The organism is Eubacterium sp. An11, assembly GCF_002161065.1.
GTDB lineage: Bacteria > Bacillota > Clostridia > Lachnospirales > Lachnospiraceae > Anaerobutyricum > Anaerobutyricum faecale.
Genome location: NZ_NFLV01000013.1, coordinates 1 through 24,755 on the forward strand (window position 1 = coordinate 1; position 24,755 = coordinate 24,755).

The following is a 24,755-nucleotide window of genomic DNA, read 5'->3' on the forward strand; positions in this document are numbered from 1 at the left end:
CCCTCGATCTCCACCATATCTTCCACGGAAGCCTCCATCAGAGCCGTGAGGTCATAGCCAAAATGCTTACAGAGAAGCTTCGCGTTGGCAGCCCCGATATTGAGGATCCCCAGACCGTACACAAACCGCGGCAGGGTGGTGTTCCTGGAAGTCTCGATGGAGTGCAGCAGGTTGGCGCAGGACTTTTCTCCAAAGCCTTCCATCTCCACGATCGCACTCTGATACTGTTTCAGTTCATATAAATCATAAAGCTCCGACAGAAAACCTTTGTCGATCATTTTCGTGAGGGTCGCCTCAGACAGCCCGTCAATATTCATGGCGTCCCGGCTCACATAATGGCTAAACAGCTTCACTTTCTTGGCACTGCAGAATGGATTCGGGCAGTACAGGGATTTCACATCGTTTTCCATGCGGATCTCCGTTCTGCCGCCGCAGGCCGGGCAGTGCTCCGGCACCTCATAGGAGCCGCTTCCCGTCAGGTTTTCCGACACCTGGGGGATGATCATGTTGGCCTTGTACACTTTGATATGGTCGCCCACGCCCAGTTTCAGACTGTCCATGATACTCAGGTTGTGAAGGCTGGCACGGCTCACCGTGGTTCCCTCCAGCTCCACCGGATCAAAGATGGCAATGGGATTGATGAGTCCGGTCCTTGACGGACTCCACTCGATACTCTCCAGCACCGTCTCCGCCTCCTCATCGGCCCATTTGAAAGCGATGGAATTCCGTGGAAACTTAGCTGTGGTCCCCAGGGAATTGCCGTAGGCAATATCATCGTAAATGAGCACCAGACCGTCGGACGGGAAGTCATTTTCCGTGATCTTTCCTGCAAATTCCGCAATGGCGTCAAGGATCGTATCTCCGTCCACCATCTTATACGGCACGATCTCAAATCCCAGTTCAGACAGCCACAACATGTTCTCCTCCACGGAGTTGCTCAGCTCCTTTCCCTGGGCGCTCACCAGAGTAAACGCAAAGAAGAATACATTTCTCCGGGCAGTCACTTCATTATTGAGCTGACGGACGGAACCGCTGCAGAGGTTCCGGGGGTTCTTATATCTGGCGTCGACGTTCTCTATGCTCTCATTGATTTTCCGGAAATCTGAATAGCGGATGACCGCCTCGCCCCGCAGCACCAGCTCCCCGTCAAAAGGAATCTTCGCCGGCAGATTCTTAAATACCCGGGCGTTATTGGTGATCACCTCACCGATGATTCCATTTCCCCTGGTCACGGCCTGAGACAGACTGCCGCCCCGGTAAGTAAGCACCACCGTAAGACCGTCCATTTTCCAGGAAAGCATTCCTTTCCGGTCTCCCAGCCAGTCCCGGAGCGCCTCCGGGCTCTTGGTCTTGTCCAGAGACAGCATCGGCGATTCGTGGGGTACCTTTTCCAGCTCACTCAGTACCTCATAGCCCACATGCTGCGTGGGACTTCCGGCCAGCACAATACCTGTCTCTTTTTCCAGGGCAGCCAGCTCATCGTAGAGCGCATCGTACTCCCGGTTGGACATGATCTCCCGGTCTTCCTGATAATAAGCTCTGGACGCCTCGTTCAGTTTTAAAACGAGCTCTTTGATTCGTTGTTGTTTTTCCACGATGATCTCCCTTTCGTCATTCTGTTTCCGCGGACCGGGTCAGTTCTTCCGGTCAGCCGCATCAATTCAAATATTTCCGCCTCCGTCAGTTCCCGGTACTCTCCTTCCGGCAGGTCTCCCAGATGAATATTCATCACACGGATCCGTTTTAACGCCCGCACCCGGTAACCCAGAGCTTCGCACATACGGCGGATCTGCCTGTTCAGTCCCTGGGTGAGGATAATGCGGAAGGAAAACGTTCCGGTCTTACGGATCCGGCAGGGACGGGTGACGGTGTCAAGAATCGGGACTCCGCCCGCCATTTCTTTTAAAAACCGCTCGCTGACCGGGCGGTTCACCTGTACCTCGTATTCCTTCTCGTGACCGTTTCTCGCCCGCAAAATCTCATCCATCAGCTCCCCGTCGTTGGTCATGAGGATAAGCCCTTCCGAGTCTTTGTCCAGCCTTCCCACGGGATACACCCGTTCCGGATAACTGATGAAATCCACAATATTATCCTTTTCCTTCCGGGAAGTGGTGCAGACGATTCCCTTCGGCTTGTTCACCGCCAGCACGATTCTTCTCCGGCTGACGCCGCCTTCATCGCCCACCGGGCGGCCGTCCACGCACACCTGCTGACCCGGCAGTACCTTCTGCCCAAGCTCCGCCGCACGGCCGTCAATGGTAATGCGGCCTGCCTCCACAAAACGGTCGGCCTGCCGCCTGGAACAGACGCCGGCGTCGCTTAAATATTTATTCAGACGGACCGGTGCGGACGCCGTCTCTTTATTTTTCTCATTTCTTTCTTCTCTCATACTTGTGATTCAATCCCATTTCCTGTTCATACCGCGCCGGCACTCTTACGCCTGAAACTTGCTGTCAGCCTTCTGCTGGAACTTCTCCGCCTGCACGATAAATCTCTCATGGGTTCCCTTTCCGATGATTCCGGCGGCATCCTTCACTTCCACGGAGAATACCAGTCTCTTTCTGTCAATCTCCGTAAGCTCCACCTGGCAGCTTACTTCCGCATTCAGCGGTGTGGCAGACACATGATCCACATTTAGATTGGTGCCTACAGTGGTCATCCCCTCATCCAGATAACCGTCCAGAAGAGCTACGGCCGTCTTCTCCACCAAAAGCAGCATGGCCGGAGTTCCGTACACCAGCAGACTGCCGCTGCCCAAAGTCTTAGCGGCGTTGTCCATCGTCACTGTATCTGTTAATGTCATTTTCATTCCTGTATTTAAATCCATTTTCATTCCTCCCGGTCGTATGATTCCTTTGTTATGGTCATTGACTTAGTATAGCAAAGTTTTCCGCGTTTTTCCACCGGGAAGATTCTATTTTATGTCCTTCTTTTTCATTTATCCATTGCGAAGAGCCCGAAAAATGTGTTACACTCTTTAATAAAGGCCCGGACAGCTGCTGTGCGCAGCACGAAAGATCTGACAGTACCGGACACAGCATTTACGAAAGCTGTACTGAACAATTCACAGAATTCAGAAAAGAAAAGAGGAATGCAGACATGAGTGAAACAATGGCAGATTTTGACAAAGAACTGGAAGCTTCCTTCCGGAAGCTCAATGAAGGCGATGTGGTAGAAGGCGTCATCACAGGAGTTGACGACAACGCAGTTTACCTGGACATCAATTATCATGCCCAGGGCATCGTCAAAAAAGAAGATTACAGCGATGATCCTTCCTTCTCCCTGCAGAATGTTCCGGTGGGCGACACTGTGAAGGCTGTGGTTTTATCCGATGACGACGGAGAAGGAAATGTATCTCTTTCTGTCAAAGAGGCATCCAGGGCCATGGCATGGGAGACTGTAAAGAAATACATGGAAGAAGGAACCGTCCTCACTTTAAAAGTAGGCGGCATTGTCAATAAAGGCGTGATTGTCTACGTGGAAGGTCTTCGCGGCTTTATCCCGGCTTCTCACCTGGCTATCGGCTACGTGGAAGACACGAACCCATATCTGGGCAAGACCGTGGAAGCCAAGGTCATCACCGCCGATGAGGAGAAAAACCGTCTCGTTTTATCGGTGAAGGAAGTACTTTATGACCGCCGCCGTGAAGAAAAAGAAAGAAAGATCAACGCCATCGTCCCAGGCACCGTATTGAGCGGCAAAGTAGAGTCTCTGATGCCTTACGGCGCTTTCGTGGATCTGGGCGACGGACTTTCCGGTCTGGTGCACATTTCCCAGATTGCCAATAAACGAATCGAATCTCCTGGCGAGGTTTTAAAGACCGGACAGGAAGTCAAGGTCAAAGTCCTCAAAGTGGAAAACGGCAAGATCAGCCTGAGTATCAAAGCAGCGCAGGATGAAGAACCGCAGGATGCACCGGAGGAGAAACCTTCCGTATCCTATAAAGATGAAGGCAGCGCTTCCACCGGACTGGGCGCACTGCTGGCAGGCATCAAACTGGACAACTAAAAACAGATATTTGATCCCTCCGGGCGGATGATTCCCCCGGGGGATTTTTTTCTTTCACGGGAAACTGCGTTTCTATGAAACAAAAAAATGAAACATTTCTTTCCTCCCCTCCGTCTAATGAACAGAAAGGAGAAAACCATGAATATCACACAATTAGTAAAATGTGGATTCTCTTTTATTTGTGAAATCTTACGTGGATGAAGGCGAGACGCCGACAGAAGCAAACTTCTACCAGGTTCCGCTGCAGTGACAGTGTCGGCCCTCACTGTCGGCCGTGGCGGATTGCTGCCTGCCGTTGTTCTCTCCGGATGGTTCTCTGGTATTCCTGCACATCCCTGCCCACCTCTTTGCTGAGGAGCAGAAGGCTGATCAGATTAGGCAGCGCCATCAGGGCGTTGGCAATATCGGAAAAACTCCAGACCAGTTCCAGGCTCTGGGTGGCTCCCACATAGACCATCAGGGAGAAAAGGAGTCGGTACATCCGGTTGTACCGGCGGCTTCCCGCCAGGTACTCAAAAGCTTTCTCTCCCTGATACTCCCATCCGAGAATGGTTGAGAAAGCAAACAGTACAATGCCGATGGTCACCAGGCCGCCGCCGGCCTCTCCAAATATCGTGGAAAATGCGGCGATGGTCAGTGCCGCTCCCTCATAGACTGCGCCTGTATCCGGATTCACCTGACCCAGAACGCCGGAACAGGCAATGACCAGACCGGTGATCGTGCAGACCACCAGCGTATCCCAGAATGTTCCGGTCATATTGACATATCCCTGACGCACCGGATGGTCGGTCGTGGCGGCCGCTGCCGTGATAGCCGCGGAACCCATGCCCGCCTCATTGGAAAAAATACCTCTTGCCACTCCAAATCGCACGGCTGCAAATACGGAGGATGTCATATTCCCACAGAGAGCGCCGCCGGCCGCTTCAGGACTGAAGGCCATTTTCAGAATCATACAGATTCCGGCGGGAAGATGATTCAGATTCCCCACAATGACAAACAATCCACAGATTACATAAAAGATCGCCATGAACGGCACCACCACCGAAGAAACCTTCGCGATGCTGCGGATCCCACCCATAATGATCAAAAAAGACAGCACCATAAGGACCACCGCCACCGGCTTTGCCGGCAGACCAAAGGCCGCATGAAGGGATGCAGTAATGGAATTCCCCTGGGTCATGTTTCCGATACCAAAAGAGGCCAGAACTGCAAAAAAAGCAAAACACCACCCCAAAGCGGCGCCAAATCCCGGATGTTCCGATTTCCAGGCATTCTTCATGGTATACATGGGCCCGCCGCACATTTCTCCCCTCTCATCTTTTTCCCGGTATTTTACTGCCAGCATACATTCCGCAAACTTAGAAGAAAGACCAAAACAGGCAGAAATCCACATCCACACCAAAGCCCCCGGCCCGCCGGCCGCCATGGCCGTGGCGACTCCCACAATATTACCCGTGCCAATGGTTGCCGCCAGAGCCGTGGTAAGCGCAGAAAAAGGCGAGACGTCTCCGCTCCCCTTTCCTTTTTCTCTGGATTCCCTGCTCAAGGTCACCCTGACAGCCCATGGCAGATTCCTCCAGGTCAGAAACCGGCAGCGCACCGTCAGCACCACGCCGGTTCCCACCAGCAGCATAAGCATAACAGGCCCCCATACCACATGATCCACCGCCGTGATCACTTCCGCCAGATAATCCATGGACGCACTCCTTCCGCCTGAACAGCGCTTTTGTATTCTATTGTATGAAACAGAGGGGGATTGTATGCAGAAATTGGGATTTGTAAATCTCTTTGCAATACACGGCGGTCTACTTGAAAGAAGACAAGGTATTGATAAAAGTTCTCCTCCTCCACTTCGGCAGGCTGTTACCTGGCTGTATTTCATCAATATAATGCAGACGCCTGCGCTCACAGTCGTCGTCAAACCCTATCAATGCCTTGTCTTCTCTAAATGCAGGCTGCGTGCATAGAGATTTACAAGAATCCTGGCTACTGTGGCGAAACAGCAGGGTATGGTGTCACGTAGGTTGCGACAATATATGGGCAGGCTATTTATAAAATGTATCGTCAGGGTATCCTCAGGTAGTGAGAAACCGCAGAGCAAGCCATCCAGATAGCTCTTTTGTCGGTTTGAATCCAGTGACTTTTCTATAATCCGGGTGATGCAGGCGGCAGGGATTTGTGGCATGGTGGAATCATGATAGAAAAACGGATCGGGGAAGATCGACGACGACTGTGAGCGCAGGCGTTGTTAGCAGTTATAAAAACGGACCGGTTACCAGCCTGGCGAAGTGGAGGAGGAGACTTCCCTGACTGCGTTTTTTTATGACAAATATAAAGCCGCAAATCCTGTCTGTTCATCCGTACCCGGATAATTCCAGAATCTGCGGCTTCAAACCAGCAAATTATTATTTCTTCCAGATCATGACGGTCTTACCCATCATCTTATGAATATCCAGCTCGAATGCCTTGTTCATATCTGCGATGGAGTTGATCTCCACCTGGGCTCCGACGATGTTGCTCAGGTATCCGAGAATCTCCGGATGTTCCTGATACATTTCCACTGTTTTCTCGAAGTCTTCTCTGGAGCTCCGGCTGCTGCCGAAAAGGCGCAGGCCCTTTTCCAGCACCATGCGGGTGTTGATCGGAATCGGATACTCCGATACGCCCAGAAGTGAAATAGTCCCTTCCGGGTGGATCAAATCAATGATCTGGTTGATGGCCTTCTGAGAAGCATCACCGCCCACACATTCAAAGGCGTGATCGATCTCCAGTGTTTCCGGCACATCCCACACCAGATATGTCTCATCCACGAAAGAAAAGCTGCTCAGTTTTTCCTTATCTGTACCAAACACAATGAGCTTGGTATCCGGATACATATAACGGAAAAAGAGGGATGTGATATAACCAAGGTTTCCGTCACCCCAGATACCCACCACATTTCTGCGGGCATGGGCAAAACGGTCGAAACGGCGGAGAGCCTGGACGCTCACGGTCACGATCTCCGTAAAAGCCGCCACTGTCCTGTCGATGTCCGGCGGGAGACGCAGCACCCGGTCTCTGTCCAGAGCCACATTGTCCTGCATGAATCCATCGAAACCGCTGGCGCGGAACTTGGAACTTCTCAGATAATTTTCTCCAATGATATCGTCTTTTTCCACCGGAGTGTTAGGAATCATGACCACCAGCTCGCCCGGTTTGAATTCGCCCAGCGGGTCGTAAACCACATCGCCAATGCCTTCGTGTATCAGTGCCATAGGAAGCTTTTTGGCAAGAATCTCCGCCGGACGGCTTCCCTGATAATAACGCTGGTCCGCGTGGCAGATAGACAGATGGGTCGGGCGGACCACAATCTGTTCTCCGTTTAAATCAATATCATTAAACGCCACCTCAAATCTTCGGGGAGCGACCAGCCGGTATACTGTATTTAACATGTTTATTCTCCTTTTATCAATGTCTCAGCAACTCTCAAGTCATATGGATAGGTGATCTTGATATTAAATACTTCGCCTTCCACCAGATAAACCTTTTCTCCCTTCATAACGCAGATCTTGCAGGCATCGGTGAGGATCTTCTTCTCCTCCGGTGTCAGTGATTCATAAAGCTCTTTCAAACGTTTTGCCTTAAAAGACTGCGGGGTCTGCCCCTGATACATGATGGAACGATCCGGAATATTGCTGATCACCTCATGTCCCTTGCTCTCCACGATGGTGTCTGATGCCGGGATTACCGTATCGCAGGCGCCGTACTGGATAGCGTAATTGATATTATCTTCAATGATACGGTGTGTCAGGAACGGGCGTACCGAATCATGGGTCACAATGATGGTATCATCATCCAGTCCGTACTCCTTCTCAATGTAACGGATGGAATTCATGATGGTTTCATTTCTCGTCTCTCCGCCTTCGATGACCACAATACGCTCTGTATTCTTGAAATCTTTCTTGATCAGATTCTTTGTATGGTTAATCCACTGATTCGGGCAGAGCACGATAATCTTCTCGAACCTGCTGTTAACATAGAACTTCTCAATGGTGTGGATGATGATCGGTTTGTCGCCGATGGTCAGAAACTGTTTCGGTTTCTCCACATTTCCCATTCTGCTGCCGATACCCCCGGCCAAAATTACTCCAAATATCATGGTTTCCTCCTTGCTTGTCCCAAAAACGGGACGGTTTAATCATTCATTCAGATACTCTGACTGGCAGAAATTCTCCTTCACTGCCGCAGATACAGCTGCTCCAGATACCAGAGCCCCGTCTTTGTCCGGAAAATGTTTTTCTTTACATTTTCGGCCGTCTTCCGGCTGCATCCGTCTTCATAAAGATTGACCAGAAAATCTGCTTCCACCAGGATCTGATAATCAGCTCCTTCTATTTTATCATAAGTGTGATGGTTTGCAATGAGAAAGAGTACCCTGTCAATGATATCTTCCTCATACCCCAGAGACTGCAGCATCGGTTCCGCCACTGCCGGTCCTTCTTTTTCCTGATATTTTCCGGAAGAATTGCCGTATTTCTCCTCGCTGACCTTGATACCGATATCATGGACAATGGCCGCCGTTCTCAAAATGAACAGCTCCTCCTCCGGTATCTTTTCCGCCTCTCCGATACATCTGGCAAATTCATACACTTTCAGGAAATGCTGTATCCGTTTTGGATCTCCTGCATAATATGCCACCATATGCTCAATGAGATTCCGGTCTGCCGCGTCCGCATCGGTGTCACATACCGCTTTGGCGCCGGCTTCTCCCAGATTCTGCGCTTTTCCTCCGGTCTGTGACTCTTCCGTCAGAATCTCCCGGCGCAGGGCATCATAGAGTACCTTTGCCGGTGCGATATGTTCTGTCCAGAGACTATAATTGAGCACTGCCTGATTCACAAGCATCCCAAGGCCATTTACAGTTTTTGCGCCCCGGGCCTTCGCCCTCTTTAAAAACTCCGTCTCCGGCGGATTAAATACAACATCGCAGACGACCATCTCTTTCCGTATCTCTTCATAATGAATATCCGGTGCCAAATCGTCCGAAGCCCCGGACAATCCTCTATTCTCCGCCATACCGATACTGGTGGCGTTGACTAAAACTTCCGTATCCTCCGGTATTTTTGCCTGTCCTTCCCAGGAAATGTACTCTGCTTCCGCGTCAGTACGGTTTCTGATCAGCTCCGCCAGTTCCCGTCCGCGCTCCGCATTCCGATTGATGATATAAATCTTTCCTGCTCCTGACACTGCGCACTCCACAGCCACCGCTCTGGCCGCGCCGCCGGCTCCGAGAATGGTCAGTACTTTTCCGGATAAAGAGACGCCGGCCTCCATTAAAGAGGTGACAAAACCTTTGCCGTCGGTGTTTTCTCCCACCAGAACGCCGTCCCGGTTGCATACGGAATTCACCGCTCCGATGATCTCCGCCGATAAAGATAACTCATCCAGAAAAGGAATCACATCCACCTTGTGGGGAACCGTCAGATTGACGCCTTTGATTCCAAAGAAACGAACAGCCTCCATGGCCTTCTGCAATTCTCCTTTTTTCACCTGCAGCGTAAGGTACCGGTAATTCAGTCCCTGGGCCCGATAGCCGGCCTCCATCATCACACCGGTGGGATTCTCTTCCACCGGATCACCAAACAGGCATGTCAGCTCCGATCTGTAATTTTTTTCCATAATTATATGCCTCCCATCCGCCGCTCTTTTGCAGCTTCTGATGTCTTATCTTTCTTTTCCTGTGCTGTCATGGATCATATTCCCGTTTATTATACTGAAAGCTCCCTGGGAAAGTCAATGTTTTCTACCGAAGGAAGCGCCCCGGACATAGAAAAAGGGAACCGCTGCCGCAGTCCCCTTATATGCTCTTCATTTGTAAAATTGATCATCCCTCTGTCTCTCCGGCCAAAACTTATTTCCAGATTGGTCCGTAAGCCAGCTTCAGCTTATTAATCTGCTGTGTGGTGACATTGCCCAGCGCATTGACAACCGCCTGGTAAGTCTTCGGACGGCTCTTCTGCAGAGCAGAAGGATTCAATGTGTAATCCTTGAACGACTCCGCGAAATACTCTGATGCATTCTGTGTCACGTAATTCTTATTGGTTCCTGTATATTTCCCTTTCTCTTCATTATAGATGGCGGTAAAATCTGCCTTCTTATCCACATTGCCTGCCACAAAGGCAAGGAAATGTCCCATCTCATGATAAACGGTATCTCCTGCTTTCTGAAGGATGATAGCCTGGTTTCTTGCATTAAAATATCCTGAATAGGATACGGAAGGATCAATGGTCACTGTAAAGCCCAGTGTGGTGTAAGCGTTCATCACTGCGCTGTTAAGCTTCGGCGCCAGTGTCTTGATATCCACGGTTTTGGCGGACTCTGTATTGTTCGCCGCCTGCGCCTGCACACTGCCCGCTGCCTGTACGCTGACTTCCGTCGTGGTGGTCACCTTCGTAATGACAATCTTCTTTCTGGAATTCTTTTTAAACTTCTGTCTCTTTACCGTTACCACCGTGGTCTTTGTCACAATATCGTTGGAACCGTTCCTCTGGGTATCCGTGGACTCTTTCGTCCTGGTCTTCTTCTTAGTGCGGGTCTTCCTGGCCGGCTTTTTGAGCATCACCGTCTTCCTGGATGTCCGGGTCTTGGTGGTCACCTTCGGCTCTCCTGGCGTCAACGGCACTTCCTGTCCGTTACTGTCAATGATGATCGTCTCCTCATGATCGACAAAAGTGGTCAGTTCCGGCACATTGGAAGTTGCCTGACGATATGTATACACGCCTCCTCCGGCAATCAGCACCACTGTGCACAAAATCGCGATCTTACCGGCAAGTCCCCCGGTCCGCTTCTTATTCTTCTTAGGAGCATTCATACTGGTTTCACTATTATTCATATCTTTTCTCATATACACATCCCCCCTGACTGGCAGTATCAGAATATCACACAAAAAAATCTCATCCGGATACCGATTCCTTAATATGAAATGTAACCGTTCAGCCATGACAAAGTAAACTTTCAACACTGCTTCTGCTCTGCCAGATGCATTACTACAGGAAAGAATCCTGCAAAGCAGGATTCTCCGCCTGCGGCGGGTCGCGAAAGCGACATCTTCCTCTCCGCCGCAGTGCGATCTTCGCGGAGCGTTTTTTATTTCATAGGAATGCAATTTCCTATGAAATAAAATAATAAAACCGCTTATATCAGTTATATAAGCGGTCGCCAAATTACGGAATCATCTGAATCTCTGATACACATCCCAAATAAATGCGGCAACCGGCTGTCATAGTCCATACGGACCTTAGACCCTTGGCTTTGCGTCCCTGTCTTTCGGCAGGTTTGCCTTTTAAACTTTTATAAATTAAGTATAATATGCGGCTTTCTTTTTGTCAACCGGCTTTTCTCCCCTTTTTGAATATTTTCTCTTCACAAAAACAAGGAATGATGATATAATCAAGGACGTTGTGAATTTTCATCAGGTAAATCCTGCACGAAGAAGAACAGAACCTCTGCATTTGACAGGCAGTGGGAGAGCTTCCGCGAGCGGGGCTCTTTTTTTTCGTCAATTTTATCCGTCCAGCACGGACATTGGTGTTTCTGTTACAAACACCCATCATTTTTACATATAATGACAACCTTTTAACAGAATGGAGGATACCATGAAAGATTTAATTGAAATCCGGTGGCACGGCCGGGGCGGCCAGGGCGCGAAGACCGCCGCTTTGCTTCTTGCCGATGTTGCTTTCAGTACGGGAATGCATGTACAGGGTTTTCCGGAATACGGCCCGGAACGTATGGGTGCGCCGATCACCGCCTATAACCGTTTAAGTTCCAATATCATCCGGGTGCATTCCAATATCTATGATCCGGACTACGTTGTCGTTGTGGATGAGACTCTTCTGGACTCCGTCCACGTCACCGACGGTCTGAAAAAGGACGGTGCCATCGTCATCAACACTGCACGTCCAAAAGAAGAAATCATTCCAAAACTTAAGGGCTATGAAGGAAAAGTCTATACCATTGACGCCCGCCGGATTTCCATGGAAACTCTGGGCCGTTATTTTCCGAACTCCCCGATGCTTGCCGCCATCGTGAAGGTCAGCGGGATCATGGAAGAAGAACGTTTTCTGGAAGAAATGCGCAAGTCCTACGCTCATAAATTCGCATCAAAGCCGGAGGTCATCGAAGGCAATATGAATGCCCTTTCTCTGGCTTTACAGGAGGTACAGTAATGACATCAGATATCAGTAAATTAGGATTGGATGTAAAATGGCAGGATCTCACTCTGGGATGCACCGTAGTGGGAAGCTGCACCGCCGCCGAATTCCACACCGGAGAATGGCGGACCGACACTCCAAAATTCATCGAAGAAAAATGTAAACAATGCCTGCTGTGCGCGCCGGCCTGTCCGGACAGCGCTATCCCGATCGTGGACGGCAAGCGGGCCGATTTTGATTTTGACCATTGCAAAGGATGCGGCATCTGCGAGAAAGCCTGTCCATTCGATGCCATCGTCATGCTGAAGGGGGTAAGATAACATGGGTATTAAAGAACGTTTATCAGGAAATGAGGCGGTAGCCACCGCCATGCGTCAGATCAACCCGGACGTTATGCCTGCGTATCCGATCACTCCTTCCACGGAGATTCCGCAGTATTTCACCAGTTTTGTGGCCAATGGTCAGGTAGACACAGAATTTATCCCGGTGGAAAGTGAACACAGCGCCATGAGCGCCTGCATCGGTTCCGAGGCCGCCGGCGCGAGAACCATCACCGCCACTTCCTCCTGCGGTCTTGCCCTCATGTGGGAAGTTTTAAATGTGGCAGCTTCCGACCGGCTTCCGATCTGCCTCGCCCTCGTAAACCGTGCGCTCTCCGGCCCGATCAACATCAATTGTGACCACTCCGACGCCATGGGCGCCAGGAATACCGGCTGGATCCAGATCTTCGCAGAAAATAACCAGGAAGCTTACGACAACATGATCCAGGCTTACCGCATCGCGGAACATAAAGACGTCATGCTCCCGATCATGGTCTGCCAGGACGGTTTTATCACCAGCCATGCAGTGGAAAACATTGAACTTCTGGAAGATGATGTGGTGAAAAACTTCGTTGGTGAATACGCGCCGGAGCATTATCTTTTAAAGGACGGCGAAGCCATCGCCTACGGTCCATACGCCGTAACCAACTATGTCATGGAGGCCCGCCGGGCACAGATGCAGGGACTGCGCAATGCCAAACGGGTGGCTCTCGATGTGGCAGAAGAATTTGCCGCCATTTCCGGCAGAAAGTACGGTTTATTTGAAGAATACAGACTGGACGACGCCGACTACGCCATGGTACTGATCGGCTCCGCAGCAGGAACTGCTAAGGACACCGTCGATCAGCTCAGAGAGCAGGGGATCAAAGCCGGCATCCTGAAAATCCGTCTGTTCCGTCCGTTCCCGGCAGAAGAGATCGCCAACGCGCTCTCCCATGTGAAATATCTGGCCATCATGGACAGGACCGAAGACTTTAACACCAACTGCGGACCTCTGGGCGCAGAGATCAAATCCGCTCTTTATAATAAAAATCTCCATCCGGCAGTCATCAACTACTGTTACGGTCTCGGCGGCCGCGATGTGACTGTGGAAAGCCTCACATCCGTGTTTGAAGATCTGATGCAGATCGAAAAAACTGGTGAAACCGGCGAGACTTACCGGTATTTATCTGTCAGAGAATAGGAGGAAAGGTCATGGCTTATAATTTAAAACAGACTTTAAATAAAGAAGAAAGATTATCTCCCGGCCACAGAATGTGTGCCGGCTGCGGCGCTACCATTGCCGTAAGAAATGTACTGCGGGGTCTGCACGACGGTGATGAGGCTGTCATCACCTGCGCCACCAGCTGTCTGGAAGTCTCCTCTTTCATGTATCCATACACTGCATGGAAGGATTCTTTCATTCACGACGCCTTCGAAAACGCAGGCGCTACCTGCAGCGGCGTGGAAACTGCCTACCGCGCCTTAAAGAAAAAAGGCAAAGTCAAAAACACTCATAAATTCATCGCCTTCGGCGGAGATGGCGGTACCTATGATATCGGATTCCAGTCCCTTTCCGGCGCCATGGAACGTAACCACGACATGGTCTATGTCTGCTACGATAACGAAGCTTACATGAACACCGGTATCCAGCGTTCCTCCGCCACTCCGATGTACGCGGACACCACCACCACTCCGGTGGGAACTGACTCCGAAGGAAAGACTCAGAACCGCAAGGATCTGGCTCAGGTCATCGCCGCCCACAACATTCCTTACGTGGCCCAGACAACTTTTGTGAAAAACTTCAAGGACATCCACGTAAAATCCGAGAAGGCCATCTACACACCAGGCGCAGCCTTCTTAAATGTACTGGCACCATGTCCTCGTGGCTGGCGTTATGAAATGTCTGACATTCTCGAAATCTGTCAGCTGGCCGTGGATACCTGTTTCTGGCCGCTCTTCGAAGTCATCGACGGCGAATGGATCCTCAACTACGAACCGAAGAAAAAACTTCCGATCGAAGATTTTCTCCGCCCGCAGGGCCGTTTTAAACATCTGTTCAAACCGGGCAAAGAACACCTCATCGCTGACATTCAGACCGAGGTTGACCGCCGCTGGGATGAGCTTTTGAAGCGGGCGAAGTAATTATTTTTTGTACAGGTGCCAGCAGTTTTTTAATCAAACAGACAGTGACGTAAGGACCCATACGGATTCGCCCGGCTCGACCCTCAGGCGGACTGCCCAAGGATATCATTATGATATGGCTGTGCCAGTCCGCCTTCACAGCTCGCGGTCGAAAGCCGTATGGGTCCAAAACGTCATTTGTCTATTGCAAAATCACCTTGTTCCACCTTTACAAAAATCCTATATTATGTATAATCCGGATGATTCAAACTGACCGCGAAGCTGCCTGGGGGCTTACTCTACAGGTCCTTGTTACTTCAGTAGGTATGACTATAAATTTTAGCATTAGCTGGACCATATGTGGCCACAATCAAGTTGTTGGACCAACATAGGGCAGGCTTTTTATAAATCTCTATGCACATAGACTGCATTTGGAGAAGACAAGTCATTAATATGGTTTGACGACGACTGTGAGCGCAGGCGTCGTGTGACAGATTATACAATGGGATAGTTATCAGCCTGCCGAAGTGGAGGAGGAAAACTTTTATCAATGACTTGTCTTCTGAAAAGCAACTCTCTGTGTGCGGCAAGAGATTTACAAATCCCCACGCAATTCTTCATACGCCGCCAGATATTTTTCTTCCACTTCCTTTCGCGGCATTTCCTGAAACAGCGGCTTACTTTTTAGACCCGTTCCCGGCTCTCCGCAGCCGACATTCATATAATGAAGAAACTCATAATACAAAAGAGTTTTATCGATTTCTTTTATAATCTTTTCTTCCGCTGCTGTGGGCGTTCGCCCGGCAAATTTCCGGTAGATCATATCCAAAAGATAATCCTCCGCCTCCCGGTAGCCTTCCATGCGGGCTTTGACCGGCTGGATAAAATCCCCCAGATAGGCCTCCGCTCCATCGTGGAGCAGGCAGAACAGCTGGATCTGACGGGGCAGCTTTCTTGTTCTGGCTTCTTCCACACACTCCAAACAGTGCTGCGCCACCGTATGTACCTCCGGAAAATGTCCGTTGGCCCGGCAGATCATGGACAGAGCGTGGGCGATATCTTCCATACGCACCTGCTCTGGTTTTGGGTCCAGCGGATCCATAAAAAGGCCTGTGCATGTCATGATGTTCATTTTCTTTTCCCCTCTATGCTGTTGATTTTTTTATCCAGATACCAGAGAACAATCCCTGCATACTCTCGTTTCTTTCCTTCTGTATCACGCCGGGAATATTTTTGTTTCATAGTCTGAAGCATTTTATAATTCCAATTTCCTTTCTGCTTTTCATGACCAAGAGCCACAATCACACTATCAAGCACTGCTTTGCGATTTTGTTTCAGCAAATGGCCCTCACTGTTTAAATTCAGCGTCTCATTGAGGTCTCTGTTGATGGCTGGATTATCTGAATAAATTTCTCCAGATTTTGTTCTGTACTTTATTTCTCTGATTTGCTGTATATTTTGGGGATTAATTGTAAGAATCTGATTTCCTTTATGCGTATCGCAAGTATCCCATTTCCCTTTCTGCCCGTCAATATGTCCTTCGCAGACCCCAAACATATTTTTGTAATCCAGCTTTTGACTCTCTGTCAGTCCGTCTTCAGGATACCAATGCTCGATTTTCATATGATTTTCATCAATTCTTCTCATACAATACGCACACAATTTTCCCTGCTCATCTAAAAGATGTTTTCGAATATCTTCTTTATTACATCCGTCAAAATAAGCAAACTTTCCTTTTTTATATGATGTAAGAGATGAGGGTTCTTTTCCTTTTTTTATATAAAGCATAGAATTACTCCTCCAAAGCTGCGGTTTCTATTTCATAGCGTGTCCTCAACTTTGCGAGGATGGGATTCTGTGGCGCTGTGAGTTTTTCCAGATCATCTAATATTTTCCGTGCCTGTGAATAATTTTCTTCATCCATCTCATCACAGAATAGATCTATCACCTTCTGTATCTCTTCTGGTACTTCATTTGTTTTCTGAAAATAATTAATTGAAGTATTCACATCAATCCCATAATGCGAATATCCATACTCAGGTTCTCCGTTTTCTATATCAATAATCCACACATTTTTTGCGGAAGCAAACAAAATGGGCGCATGTGTCGTCGCAATAAATTGCACATTGGGAAATACTTTTCTAAGGGCATCAATGACTTCCCACTGCCATTTGGGATGCAAATGCATATCCAGCTCATCAATCAGGACAACTCCATTGGTATCAGCAATCTTCTCCCCCAGGAACGGATTTAAAACAGCCATTCTGTAGGCAATATCAAATACCATCCATATCAATGACTGAAAACCTGCGCTTAAATCCATCACCGGTAAAATCAATTCATTTTCCTGATACATCAGCTCTTCCATCTGCTTATCATAAAAAATCCGGCATTCTTTGCCATAATTCATCTGTCTCATAAAATTGGAAACGGTTTTCTTTACTGCCTCGTATTCTGCAACAGGTTTCTCTTTTTGCCATGCGACCTGTTCCATTTTTACACACCAGTTCAGTAATAATTTTATATTGGAGGCTTCCTGCAAAGTATCTGTATAACCTACAGTTCTGACATATTTTTTATGAAAAATATTTTCAGATTTTTCTCTTTTCTGAGACCATACTCTGCTGGCCGCCTGATAGCACAAAACCGGAAGCTCACTTTCCTCATTATTGGAAAGTTCTTCAGCCATTTTTGCAATATTTCTCGGTGACAATGTACTCCTGGAAGCCTGAACGCTATTTCTTGTCCTTACCCAGGAAAAAATTTCCCCTGTTTCTTTAAAACATGCATTCACAGCAACCTCAACTGGCACACAATATTTATAACTGCAGGAAGCATCTCCCACAGCGGTATACTGTTTCCTGATTTCATCTTTTGTAAAATGTCTGGTGGATACTCCGTCTATCCCTGCAATAAATCCTCCCAGCCCAACCGCCAGAGCTTCAAGAATAGAAGTTTTTCCTTTCCCATTTTCTCCTTTTATCAGATTAAATCCCGGCTGTAACTCCAGTCTCATGTTTTCAATGCCTTTAAAATTCTTTATTTCCACATCCGTCAAATACACATAACCACCTCCGATACGATCTCCATCTAACATTCTTCTGACAAAACATACTATATTTATCAAAATTATATAATAATTTTTTCTCCTTAACAATACCAACCCTTACAGACTCTGTCAGAAAAATTCCCATATGGGAAAAATAACGCAGACAACTTTCCGCCATCTGCGTTATCCTCATTTGTCATTAATGATTATTTCGCCACAATATTTACGATTCTGCCCGGCACGTAGATTTCTTTACGGATGGTTCCGGTCAGTTTCTTGCCGAGGGCATCTTTTGCCTTGGCGAGAACGTCATCTTTATCGGCGTCTGCCGGGATGAAGATGGTGCAGCGGGTCTTTCCGTTGACCTGTACAGGAATCTCGATCTCGTCGTCCTTCATGGCATCCTCGTCGTATTCCGGCCATGTCTGGTCGAATACGGAGTCAGTGTGGCCAAACTGCTCCCACAGCTCCTCTGCGATGTGCGGAGCGAATGGTGCGAGAAGAATGGTGTAAGTTTCCAGGGTGGTCTTATCCACGCCGCCTTTTTTGCTCAGCTCAATGAGCTTGTTGTTGTATTCCATGAAACCGCTGACAACAGTATTTAAGCTGAAGGAATTGAGACGGGTGGTGATATCATATACCAGTTTGTGACGTACTTTCACCAGCTCATCGGTCTCTGCCACATCTTTATCCTTGTTGTCCATGGCCATCTTCCAGAAACGGTTCAGGAAACGGTATACGCCGTCGATTCCCTTGTCATCCCACTCGGAATCCAGCTCTGGCGGTCCCACGAACAGCTCGTAAAGACGCAGGGAGTCACAGCCGTAATCTCTTACCAGGTCGTCCGGGGAAACTACATTTCCTTTGGACTTACTCATCTTGATACCGTTCTTTCCGGTGATCATACCCTGGTTGAAGAGCTTCTTGAACGGCTCGTCGAAGTCGATCACTCCGATATCATATAAGAACTTCGTATAGAATCTGGAATATAACAGATGGAGCACCGCGTGTTCCACACCGCCGATATACATATCAACCGGCAGATATTTGTCTGCTTTTTCCTTGCTTACCAGCTCTTTATCATTCTTGTTATCCACATAACGCAGGAAGTACCAGGAAGAACCGGCCCACTGCGGCATGGTGTTGGTCTCTCTCTTCGCCGGAGCGCCGCAGCACGGACAGGTGGTGTTCACCCATTCCGGAATGTCTGCCAGCGGAGATTCTCCGGTTCCGGTCGGCTGATATTTCTCTACTTCCGGAAGCAGCAGCGGCAGCTCTTCTTCCGGTACAGGTACAGCGCCGCATTTCGGGCAGTGTACGATCGGGATCGGCTCGCCCCAGTAACGCTGACGGGAGAATACCCAGTCACGAAGCTTATAGTTCACTTTCTTCTTACCGATGCCTCTCTCCTCGATCATGGCAGGCGCTTCTTTTTTCAACACAGCGGATTCCATGCCGTTCCACTCGCCGGAATTGATCATGGTTCCCACAGCGTCAGTGTAAGCCTCTGTCATGTTCTCAATCTCTTTTCCGTCCTTGGCGATAACCTGAATGATCGGAATATTGAACTTCTTCGCAAACTCAAAGTCACGGTCATCATGGGCAGGCACGCACATGATGGCTCCTGTACCGTAATCTGCCAGTACATAGTCGGCCAGCCAGATTGGAATCTTGGCGCCGTTTAACGGATTGATGGCATAAGAACCTGTGAACACACCGGTCTTTTCCTTATCCTGCAGACGATCCACATTGGACTTCATGCTGGAATCAAAAATGTATTTTTCCACCGCTTCTCTGGTCTCATCGGTGGCCAGCTCTTTGGCCAGCGCATGTTCCGGAGCCAGGACCATGAAGGTTGCGCCGTAAAGAGTATCCGGTCTCGTGGTATATACGGTGATCTTATCTTCTCTTCCGTCTACCTGGAAATCCACCTCAGCGCCATAGCTCTTGCCGATCCAGTCAGTCTGCATCTTTTTCACCTTTTCCGGCCAGTCCAGCTTGTCCAGGTCATTTAACAGACGATCTGCATATTTGGTGATGCGGAGCATCCACTGTTTTAAGTTCTTCTTGGTAACCGGGGAACCGCAGCGCTCGCAGCAGCCGTCCACAACTTCCTCGTTGGCAAGACCGGTCTTACAGGACGGACACCAGTTGATCGGCATCTCTTTTTCATAAGCCAGTCCGGCTTTGAACATTTTTACAAAGATCCACTGGGTCCATTTGTAGAAGCTTGGATCCGTGGTATTGACTTCCATATCCCAGTCATAAATGGCCGCAATCTCATTGATCTGGCGCTTGATGTTTTTGATATTCTGTTCTGTGGTAATTTTCGGATGGGTTCCCATCTTGATGGCATAGTTCTCAGCCGGCAGACCGAATGCATCCCATCCCATCGGATGAATCAGATAATAGCCCTGAAGCATCTTATAACGGCTCCATACATCACTGATCACATATCCTCTCCAGTGTCCCACGTGAAGACCGCTTCCTGAAGGATACGGGAACATATCAAGACAATAATATTTCGGCTTCTTGCCGTCGTTGACATTAACGGGATGTTCCTCCCAGTTTTTACGCCATTTCTGCTCAATGGCTCTATGGTTATAAGGTGTTGCCATTCTTCTTTCCTCCTGCATCACTATTTGTCATTCTGTTTTGTCATTCTTTACTGATTTTATCTCATTTCTTATTCTGCCGCCAGTACATTTTTCTTTACGGTAAATGTAACTTTCAAAGACTTTGTCAGTAGTGTCTTTGGATCAGTGACCGTATAGGTCACTTTATATTTGCCCGGCTTTGCTGTGTCGACCTTTCCCCTGACCTTTACATTCTCCAGCAGATCCGCCGTCGATGTGGTCCGGGATGTCACTTTGATCAGCTTCTTCAAAAACTTTTTGCTGGCTTTGCTCCCGTAAGCGAGCTTCGTGGAAGCGGACTTCTTAAGCTTAAGCTTCGGATAATACGGGTTCGCCGGATCCGGATCCGTCGGGTCCCATCCCGTCCTGCTGGCCGTGGAAATCTTCAGCTTCTTTCTGTCCGGTTTCTGCAGCTTCCTGGTATCGCCGATCACCACTTTGGTTCCCACACCGCAGTTATCATACAGCCACTTGGCATCAACCACCGCCAGACGGATACAACCGTCGGACGCCTGAGTCCCCAGCTTATTGTATTCCTTTGTTTCCAGCTGATTCTTGCTGGTCCTGTAATACGGCACTGAGTGGAACAGATACGGTCCGTGTATCCTCATACAATACTGTCCGTATACGCCGCCGTAAAGCGCGTGCCAGCGCATCTTGCTCACCGTGGTATAAGTTCCCCGTATAGTGGAATAATTTCTTCCTGTGGAACAGTACATGGCCCGCACCACTTTGCCGCTCTTTGCATCGACCACATTGACAATGTTGGTCTTCCGGTTGACGTAAATTGTATACCGGCTGGCCGCCTCCGCGTCCATCCCGTGTCCGTACACAAACGCCGCCGCAAACAACAGCAGCACCGCCGCCATGACAGATCGTCGTATTTTCATGAATCTCTCCCTTTCCTTCTGCCGCGCCGCCGCGGCTCTGACTCTCAATATTCCGCGGATATTCTTCCTGCGGCATATTGCTCAACACATTTTCTGAATAATATGACTCTGTGCAGCAGCACATTTCTTCCCGACAGAAGATTTGCCAAATGGGAAATGAGACACTACACCAGGTATTATTATATAATTTTTCTCCCGTTTGTAAAGAAAAAGTTGTTGAAAAAGTGCCTGTAAACCCTCAAAAAACCTCATTTATTGCCCTCTTCTTCAAAATGTGATATAGTAAACGGGACAAATCGAACATTTTTATTTTAAAAAAATCCAAAGGGGCTGACGCGGCGTTTCATCCGCCTGTTTCCCCGGCGGAATTTTTAAAGTAAAAATGAATGCAATGAACGAGGAGGCGTAATCATGATTGAATTTAACCATTTTAACTTTAACGTTCTGGATCTGGAAAAAAGCATCGCATTTTATAAGGAAGCACTTGATCTTTCCGTTGTCCGCGAAAAGAACGCATCGGACGGCAGCTACAAGATCGTTTATCTGGGAGACGGACGTACCGGATTCTCTCTGGAACTCACCTGGATGCGCGACCGCAAAGAACCTTATGACCTGGGAGACGAGGAGTTCCACCTGGCTTTCAAAACCGACGAATACGATGCCTTCCACAAGAGACATGAAGAAATGGGCTGCATCTGTTTTGAAAATCCTTCCATGGGTATTTATTTTATCAATGACCCGGATGGATACTGGATTGAGATCGTTCCGGTGAGATAGGGGTTTCCCCGGACAATTCTCTTAAAAGGAATTTTTATGCGTTACAATAAATCATCCATACAAAAGAGAAGAAAGCAGCTCCATTCCAGGAAAAAGAGAATCCACAGTTCTCTTTCCATTGTGATATTTAAAGTCTTTCTGCTGCTGCTCCTGGTGATCATCGCCGGAGGCGGCGGATTGATTTTCGGCTCCGTGCAGGGAATCATCGAGACGACTCCCACTGACTACAATCTGAAGCCGAAGTATTCAGCAACGATCATTTACGATGACAGCGGACAGCAGGTGGAATTTCTAAGCGACTATTCTTCCAACCGTATCATCGTCAACTATGACCAGATTCCTGCCAACCTGAGAAATGCATTTATCGCCATTGAGGACGAACGGTTCTATGAGCATAACGGTGTGGATTTAAAAGGCGTGATCCGCGCCGGTATCACTGCCATCCAGAATGGGGGCGCCACCCAGGGCGCCAGCACCATCACACAGCAGCTCATCAAGAATAATGTATTTGAGATCGGCGGCGAGACGAATTTTCTCGCGAAGGTCAAACGGAAGATCCAGGAACAATATCTGGCCATCCAGGTAGAGAAAACCACTTCCAAGAAAGAAATTCTCACCGATTACCTGAATACCATCAATCTGGGCAAGGGAACCCTGGGCGTGGAGTCCGCTGCCAACTATTATTTTGATAAATCGGTTGACCAGCTCACTTTGTCGGAATGTGCCGTGCTGGCAAGCATCACAAAGAATCCCACCCGGCTGAATCCCATCGATCACCCGGAGGATAACAAAGAACGGCGGGATATTGTTCTCAAGAAAATGTACGAGCTCAATTACATTTCCAGTGAAGAATATGAGACAGCTCTCTCTGACGATGTATATTCCCGTATTTCCAAAACTCAGGCCAGCTCCCGGCAGTCGGTGTACTCTTACTTCACCGATGCGCTGATCACGCAGATCGTAGAGGACCTGCAAAACGAATACGGATATACCCAGTCCCAGGCCTATAACCTGGTATACCGGGGCGGACTTCGGATCCATTCCACCCAGTCCACCCAGATGCAGGATATTGCGGACACCGTCATCAATGACAAGAGTAATTATCCGGTGAACACCGATTACTCTCTGGAATATGACCTGCATGTCACTCTGGAAAACGGTGATACCGTCACATACACAGAGCGGGATATCCGGGATTATTTCCGCAATGCCGGCGATACTGATTACCGGACCATATATCCTACCAAAAAGGCCATGAAGAAGGCGATCCGGACTTTCAAGAAGAACACCCTGTCTGATACTGACGAGATTCTTTCGGAAACCATCCGCTTTGCCCTGGAACCGCAGATTTCCTACTCGCTCATCGACCAGGCCACCGGCCAGGTGAAGGTTCTGGTGGGCGGACGCGGAGAAAAGAAAGACGATCTGGCTTTAAACCGTGCCACCGCGTTTACCAGACAGCCAGGTTCCACCTTCAAGATTCTGTCCACGTACGCCCCGGCTCTCGATACCGGCGGCATGACTCTGGCCACCGTTTTCGACGATGCGCCGTACACTTACGAAAACGGCGACGAAGTGACCAACTATAATCCGGATGAATACCGGGGACTCATCACCATCCGGGACGCCATCATTGACTCCAACAATATCGTGGCGGTAAAAGCGCTGACTCAGCTTACGCCGCAGGTGGGCTATGATTTCCTTCTGAAACTGGGATTCACCACCCTGGTCAATAACCGGCAGACCGCCAGCGGCGGCACGGAAACGGATGTAAACCAGGCGCTTTCTCTGGGCGGTATCACAGACGGTGTCACCAACGTGGAACTGACCGCCGCCTATGCGGCCATCGCCAACCACGGATATTATAATACACCGATTCTTTATACCAGCGTGGAGGACAGCCACGGCAACGTTCTCCTTCAGCATGAGTCTTCCCCAAAACAGGTGATGAAGGAAACCACCGCCTGGCTGCTGACCGATGCCATGAAGGATGTGGTCTCCGAGGGAAGCGGCGTGGAGGCCCAGCTTTCCTCCGACATGGCTGTTGCCGGCAAGACAGGAACCACTTCCAATAACTTTGATTTCTGGTTCTGCGGTTACACACCGTACTACACGGCGTCCATATGGACCGGCTATGATTATAATACCTCTTTCGAAAACGAGGACGATTATCATAAAGTTATCTGGGCAAAGATCATGGATCAGATCATTGACGCGCAGCAGCAGCAAATCCGCGATTTCGACGCCTGTGAAGGTATTCGCACAGCTACCATCTGCGCCAAATCCGGAAAGCTTCCTGTCAGCGGCGTCTGCTCACAGGATCCGGAGAAAAACATGGAACGTATTGAATATTTTGAAGCGGGAACAGAACCGAAAGAAAGCTGCAGCAGCCACATCGTGGTCACCTTCTGTTCTGAATCCAACCGGGTAGCCAGACGTTTCTGTCCGGATGATCTTCTGTATCAGAGAGTCTTCCGCATCCGGCCGGATGGCTCCAGCGGAGTGACGGAAGATACCCCGTACTGCCTGAACTTCAATATTGATTCTTATAAATGCAATATTCACACCAGACAATGGTATGAAGAACAGGAACGGCTTCGGCAGCAGCAGGAACAGCTGGCTCCGGCCGCTCCCGGAAGCACTGAGTCCGAGGAGGTCCTGGAGAGCGCCTCCGGAGACTCTTCCTCTTCCGGACAGAGTCCTCCGGGACTTGACGACATCGCCAATTCCATACTGGATATGTTCCGTTAATTTCAGATATGTAAAACAGGCTTCCTTTC

22 protein-coding genes, 1 pseudogene and 1 riboswitch are annotated in these 24,755 nt (G+C 49.0%); of the genes and pseudogenes, 9 read left to right on the forward strand and 14 right to left on the reverse strand.

Features of this window, described 5'->3' with window-relative positions; all coding sequences use genetic code 11:
• The 3 genes from ligA to B5E53_RS10980 all read right to left on the reverse strand — a co-directional run.
• On the reverse strand, positions 1-1,598 hold a 1,598-nt coding region (ligA, locus tag B5E53_RS10970), incomplete at its 3' end, for an NAD-dependent DNA ligase LigA (protein ID WP_087315096.1).
• Complete coding sequence (locus tag B5E53_RS10975; protein WP_087314965.1) at positions 1,559-2,389, reverse strand: pseudouridine synthase; 831 nt, start codon at positions 2,387-2,389, stop codon at positions 1,559-1,561. The genes B5E53_RS10975 and ligA, both read right to left, overlap by 40 nt.
• Before the next feature lie 45 nt (positions 2,390-2,434).
• Positions 2,435-2,827, reverse strand: coding sequence for a thioesterase family protein (locus B5E53_RS10980; RefSeq protein ID WP_087314967.1), 393 nt, complete (start codon positions 2,825-2,827; stop codon positions 2,435-2,437).
• A gap of 272 nt (positions 2,828-3,099) precedes the next feature.
• On the opposite strand from B5E53_RS10980, the gene B5E53_RS10985 reads away from it, so the two are divergent.
• Positions 3,100-4,008: a S1 RNA-binding domain-containing protein gene (locus B5E53_RS10985; protein WP_087314969.1), complete on the forward strand. Its 909-nt coding sequence runs from the start codon at positions 3,100-3,102 to the stop codon at positions 4,006-4,008.
• Positions 4,009-4,270: 262 nt separating this feature from the next.
• Here B5E53_RS10985 and B5E53_RS10990 read toward each other — a convergent pair whose 3' ends face one another.
• Positions 4,271-5,704: a sodium:alanine symporter family protein gene (locus B5E53_RS10990; protein ID WP_087314971.1), complete on the reverse strand. Its 1,434-nt coding sequence runs from the start codon at positions 5,702-5,704 to the stop codon at positions 4,271-4,273.
• A gap of 64 nt (positions 5,705-5,768) precedes the next feature.
• Here B5E53_RS10990 and B5E53_RS19285 point away from each other — a divergent pair, with 64 nt between their 5' ends.
• Positions 5,769-5,975 carry a hypothetical protein gene (locus B5E53_RS19285; RefSeq protein WP_087314973.1) on the forward strand — a complete coding sequence of 69 codons (207 nt, stop codon included), beginning with the start codon at positions 5,769-5,771 and terminating at the stop codon, positions 5,973-5,975.
• A 438-nt stretch (positions 5,976-6,413) separates the two neighbouring features.
• Here B5E53_RS19285 and B5E53_RS11000 read toward each other — a convergent pair whose 3' ends face one another.
• The 5 genes and pseudogenes from B5E53_RS11000 to B5E53_RS19760 form a co-directional block, all read right to left on the reverse strand.
• Complete coding sequence (locus B5E53_RS11000; RefSeq protein WP_087314975.1) at positions 6,414-7,439, reverse strand: ribitol-5-phosphate dehydrogenase; 1,026 nt, start codon at positions 7,437-7,439, stop codon at positions 6,414-6,416.
• Between the two features lie 2 nt (positions 7,440-7,441).
• Entirely contained in the window at positions 7,442-8,146 is a 705-nt protein-coding gene (locus B5E53_RS11005; RefSeq protein WP_087314977.1) for a 2-C-methyl-D-erythritol 4-phosphate cytidylyltransferase, read from the reverse strand.
• Between the two features lie 77 nt (positions 8,147-8,223).
• Positions 8,224-8,688 carry an HD domain-containing protein gene (locus B5E53_RS19750; RefSeq protein WP_087315098.1) on the reverse strand — a complete coding sequence of 155 codons (465 nt, stop codon included), beginning with the start codon at positions 8,686-8,688 and terminating at the stop codon, positions 8,224-8,226.
• Positions 8,689-8,811: 123 nt separating this feature from the next.
• Positions 8,812-9,666, reverse strand: a pseudogene (gene aroE, locus B5E53_RS19755) (shikimate dehydrogenase); the annotation flags it as partial.
• A gap of 232 nt (positions 9,667-9,898) precedes the next feature.
• Positions 9,899-10,891 (reverse strand): hypothetical protein, encoded by a 993-nt coding sequence (locus B5E53_RS19760; protein ID WP_242963643.1) that lies wholly within the window; start codon positions 10,889-10,891, stop codon positions 9,899-9,901.
• Positions 10,892-11,251: 360 nt separating this feature from the next.
• A riboswitch (cyclic di-GMP riboswitch) is annotated at positions 11,252-11,337 on the reverse strand.
• Between the two features lie 305 nt (positions 11,338-11,642).
• On the opposite strand from B5E53_RS19760, the gene B5E53_RS11030 reads away from it, so the two are divergent.
• Genes B5E53_RS11030 through B5E53_RS11045 form a run of 4 tightly spaced genes read left to right on the forward strand, consistent with a single transcriptional unit; the run spans position 11,643 to position 14,644 of the window.
• Complete coding sequence (locus B5E53_RS11030; protein ID WP_087314979.1) at positions 11,643-12,215, forward strand: 2-oxoacid:acceptor oxidoreductase family protein; 573 nt, start codon at positions 11,643-11,645, stop codon at positions 12,213-12,215.
• Positions 12,215-12,520, forward strand: a complete 306-nt coding sequence (locus B5E53_RS11035; protein WP_087314981.1) for a 4Fe-4S binding protein — start codon at positions 12,215-12,217, stop codon at positions 12,518-12,520. Before B5E53_RS11030 ends, B5E53_RS11035 begins: the two co-directional genes overlap by 1 nt.
• Position 12,521: 1 nt before the next feature.
• Entirely contained in the window at positions 12,522-13,703 is a 1,182-nt protein-coding gene (gene porA / locus B5E53_RS11040; protein ID WP_087314983.1) for a pyruvate ferredoxin oxidoreductase, read from the forward strand.
• An 11-nt stretch (positions 13,704-13,714) separates the two neighbouring features.
• Positions 13,715-14,644, forward strand: a complete 930-nt coding sequence (locus tag B5E53_RS11045; RefSeq protein WP_087314985.1) for a thiamine pyrophosphate-dependent enzyme — start codon at positions 13,715-13,717, stop codon at positions 14,642-14,644.
• 574 nt (positions 14,645-15,218) lie between these two features.
• Here B5E53_RS11045 and B5E53_RS11050 read toward each other — a convergent pair.
• The 5 genes from B5E53_RS11050 to B5E53_RS11070 form a co-directional block, all read right to left on the reverse strand.
• On the reverse strand, positions 15,219-15,755 hold the full coding sequence (locus B5E53_RS11050) for a hypothetical protein (RefSeq protein WP_087314987.1): 537 nt from the start codon (positions 15,753-15,755) through the stop codon (positions 15,219-15,221).
• Positions 15,752-16,411: a hypothetical protein gene (locus tag B5E53_RS11055; protein WP_087314989.1), complete on the reverse strand. Its 660-nt coding sequence runs from the start codon at positions 16,409-16,411 to the stop codon at positions 15,752-15,754. The genes B5E53_RS11050 and B5E53_RS11055 overlap by 4 nt, the downstream gene beginning before the upstream one ends.
• Before the next feature lie 4 nt (positions 16,412-16,415).
• Positions 16,416-17,720, reverse strand: coding sequence for an AAA family ATPase (locus tag B5E53_RS11060; RefSeq protein ID WP_140401486.1), 1,305 nt, complete (start codon positions 17,718-17,720; stop codon positions 16,416-16,418).
• 158 nt (positions 17,721-17,878) lie between these two features.
• A complete protein-coding gene (gene leuS, locus B5E53_RS11065) occupies positions 17,879-20,290 on the reverse strand; it encodes a leucine--tRNA ligase (RefSeq protein WP_087314992.1) in 2,412 nt (803 codons plus the stop codon).
• A gap of 68 nt (positions 20,291-20,358) precedes the next feature.
• On the reverse strand, positions 20,359-21,198 hold the full coding sequence (locus B5E53_RS11070) for a L,D-transpeptidase family protein (RefSeq protein WP_140401487.1): 840 nt from the start codon (positions 21,196-21,198) through the stop codon (positions 20,359-20,361).
• A gap of 149 nt (positions 21,199-21,347) precedes the next feature.
• Here B5E53_RS11070 and B5E53_RS19975 point away from each other — a divergent pair, with 149 nt between their 5' ends.
• From B5E53_RS19975 to B5E53_RS11080, 3 genes are all read left to right on the forward strand, one after another.
• Positions 21,348-21,476, forward strand: coding sequence for a hypothetical protein (locus tag B5E53_RS19975; protein WP_275532679.1), 129 nt, complete (start codon positions 21,348-21,350; stop codon positions 21,474-21,476).
• 133 nt (positions 21,477-21,609) lie between these two features.
• Positions 21,610-21,975, forward strand: coding sequence for a VOC family protein (locus B5E53_RS11075; RefSeq protein WP_087314996.1), 366 nt, complete (start codon positions 21,610-21,612; stop codon positions 21,973-21,975).
• Between the two features lie 36 nt (positions 21,976-22,011).
• A complete protein-coding gene (locus tag B5E53_RS11080; RefSeq protein WP_087314998.1) occupies positions 22,012-24,726 on the forward strand; it encodes a PBP1A family penicillin-binding protein in 2,715 nt (904 codons plus the stop codon).
• The last annotated feature ends 29 nt before the right edge of the window (positions 24,727-24,755 follow it).

Bases quoted from the DNA above. Each gene is read 5' to 3' on its own strand.
- B5E53_RS10975 (WP_087314965.1), bottom strand. From the start codon at position 2,389: ATGAGAGAAGAAAGAAATGAGAAAAATAAAGAGACGGCGTCCGCACCG.
- B5E53_RS10980 (WP_087314967.1), bottom strand. From the start codon at position 2,827: ATGGATTTAAATACAGGAATGAAAATGACATTAACAGATACAGTGACG.
- B5E53_RS10985 (WP_087314969.1), top strand. From the start codon at position 3,100: ATGAGTGAAACAATGGCAGATTTTGACAAAGAACTGGAAGCTTCCTTC.
- B5E53_RS10990 (WP_087314971.1), bottom strand. From the start codon at position 5,704: ATGGATTATCTGGCGGAAGTGATCACGGCGGTGGATCATGTGGTATGG.
- B5E53_RS19285 (WP_087314973.1), top strand. From the start codon at position 5,769: ATGCAGAAATTGGGATTTGTAAATCTCTTTGCAATACACGGCGGTCTA.
- B5E53_RS11000 (WP_087314975.1), bottom strand. From the start codon at position 7,439: ATGTTAAATACAGTATACCGGCTGGTCGCTCCCCGAAGATTTGAGGTG.
- B5E53_RS11005 (WP_087314977.1), bottom strand. From the start codon at position 8,146: ATGATATTTGGAGTAATTTTGGCCGGGGGTATCGGCAGCAGAATGGGA.
- B5E53_RS19750 (WP_087315098.1), bottom strand. From the start codon at position 8,688: ATGGTGGCATATTATGCAGGAGATCCAAAACGGATACAGCATTTCCTG.
- B5E53_RS19760 (WP_242963643.1), bottom strand. From the start codon at position 10,891: ATGAGAAAAGATATGAATAATAGTGAAACCAGTATGAATGCTCCTAAG.
- B5E53_RS11030 (WP_087314979.1), top strand. From the start codon at position 11,643: ATGAAAGATTTAATTGAAATCCGGTGGCACGGCCGGGGCGGCCAGGGC.
- B5E53_RS11035 (WP_087314981.1), top strand. From the start codon at position 12,215: ATGACATCAGATATCAGTAAATTAGGATTGGATGTAAAATGGCAGGAT.
- porA (WP_087314983.1), top strand. From the start codon at position 12,522: ATGGGTATTAAAGAACGTTTATCAGGAAATGAGGCGGTAGCCACCGCC.
- B5E53_RS11045 (WP_087314985.1), top strand. From the start codon at position 13,715: ATGGCTTATAATTTAAAACAGACTTTAAATAAAGAAGAAAGATTATCT.
- B5E53_RS11050 (WP_087314987.1), bottom strand. From the start codon at position 15,755: ATGAACATCATGACATGCACAGGCCTTTTTATGGATCCGCTGGACCCA.
- B5E53_RS11055 (WP_087314989.1), bottom strand. From the start codon at position 16,411: ATGCTTTATATAAAAAAAGGAAAAGAACCCTCATCTCTTACATCATAT.
- B5E53_RS11060 (WP_140401486.1), bottom strand. From the start codon at position 17,720: ATGTTAGATGGAGATCGTATCGGAGGTGGTTATGTGTATTTGACGGAT.
- leuS (WP_087314992.1), bottom strand. From the start codon at position 20,290: ATGGCAACACCTTATAACCATAGAGCCATTGAGCAGAAATGGCGTAAA.
- B5E53_RS11070 (WP_140401487.1), bottom strand. From the start codon at position 21,198: ATGAAAATACGACGATCTGTCATGGCGGCGGTGCTGCTGTTGTTTGCG.
- B5E53_RS19975 (WP_275532679.1), top strand. From the start codon at position 21,348: ATGGGAAATGAGACACTACACCAGGTATTATTATATAATTTTTCTCCC.
- B5E53_RS11075 (WP_087314996.1), top strand. From the start codon at position 21,610: ATGATTGAATTTAACCATTTTAACTTTAACGTTCTGGATCTGGAAAAA.
- B5E53_RS11080 (WP_087314998.1), top strand. From the start codon at position 22,012: ATGCGTTACAATAAATCATCCATACAAAAGAGAAGAAAGCAGCTCCAT.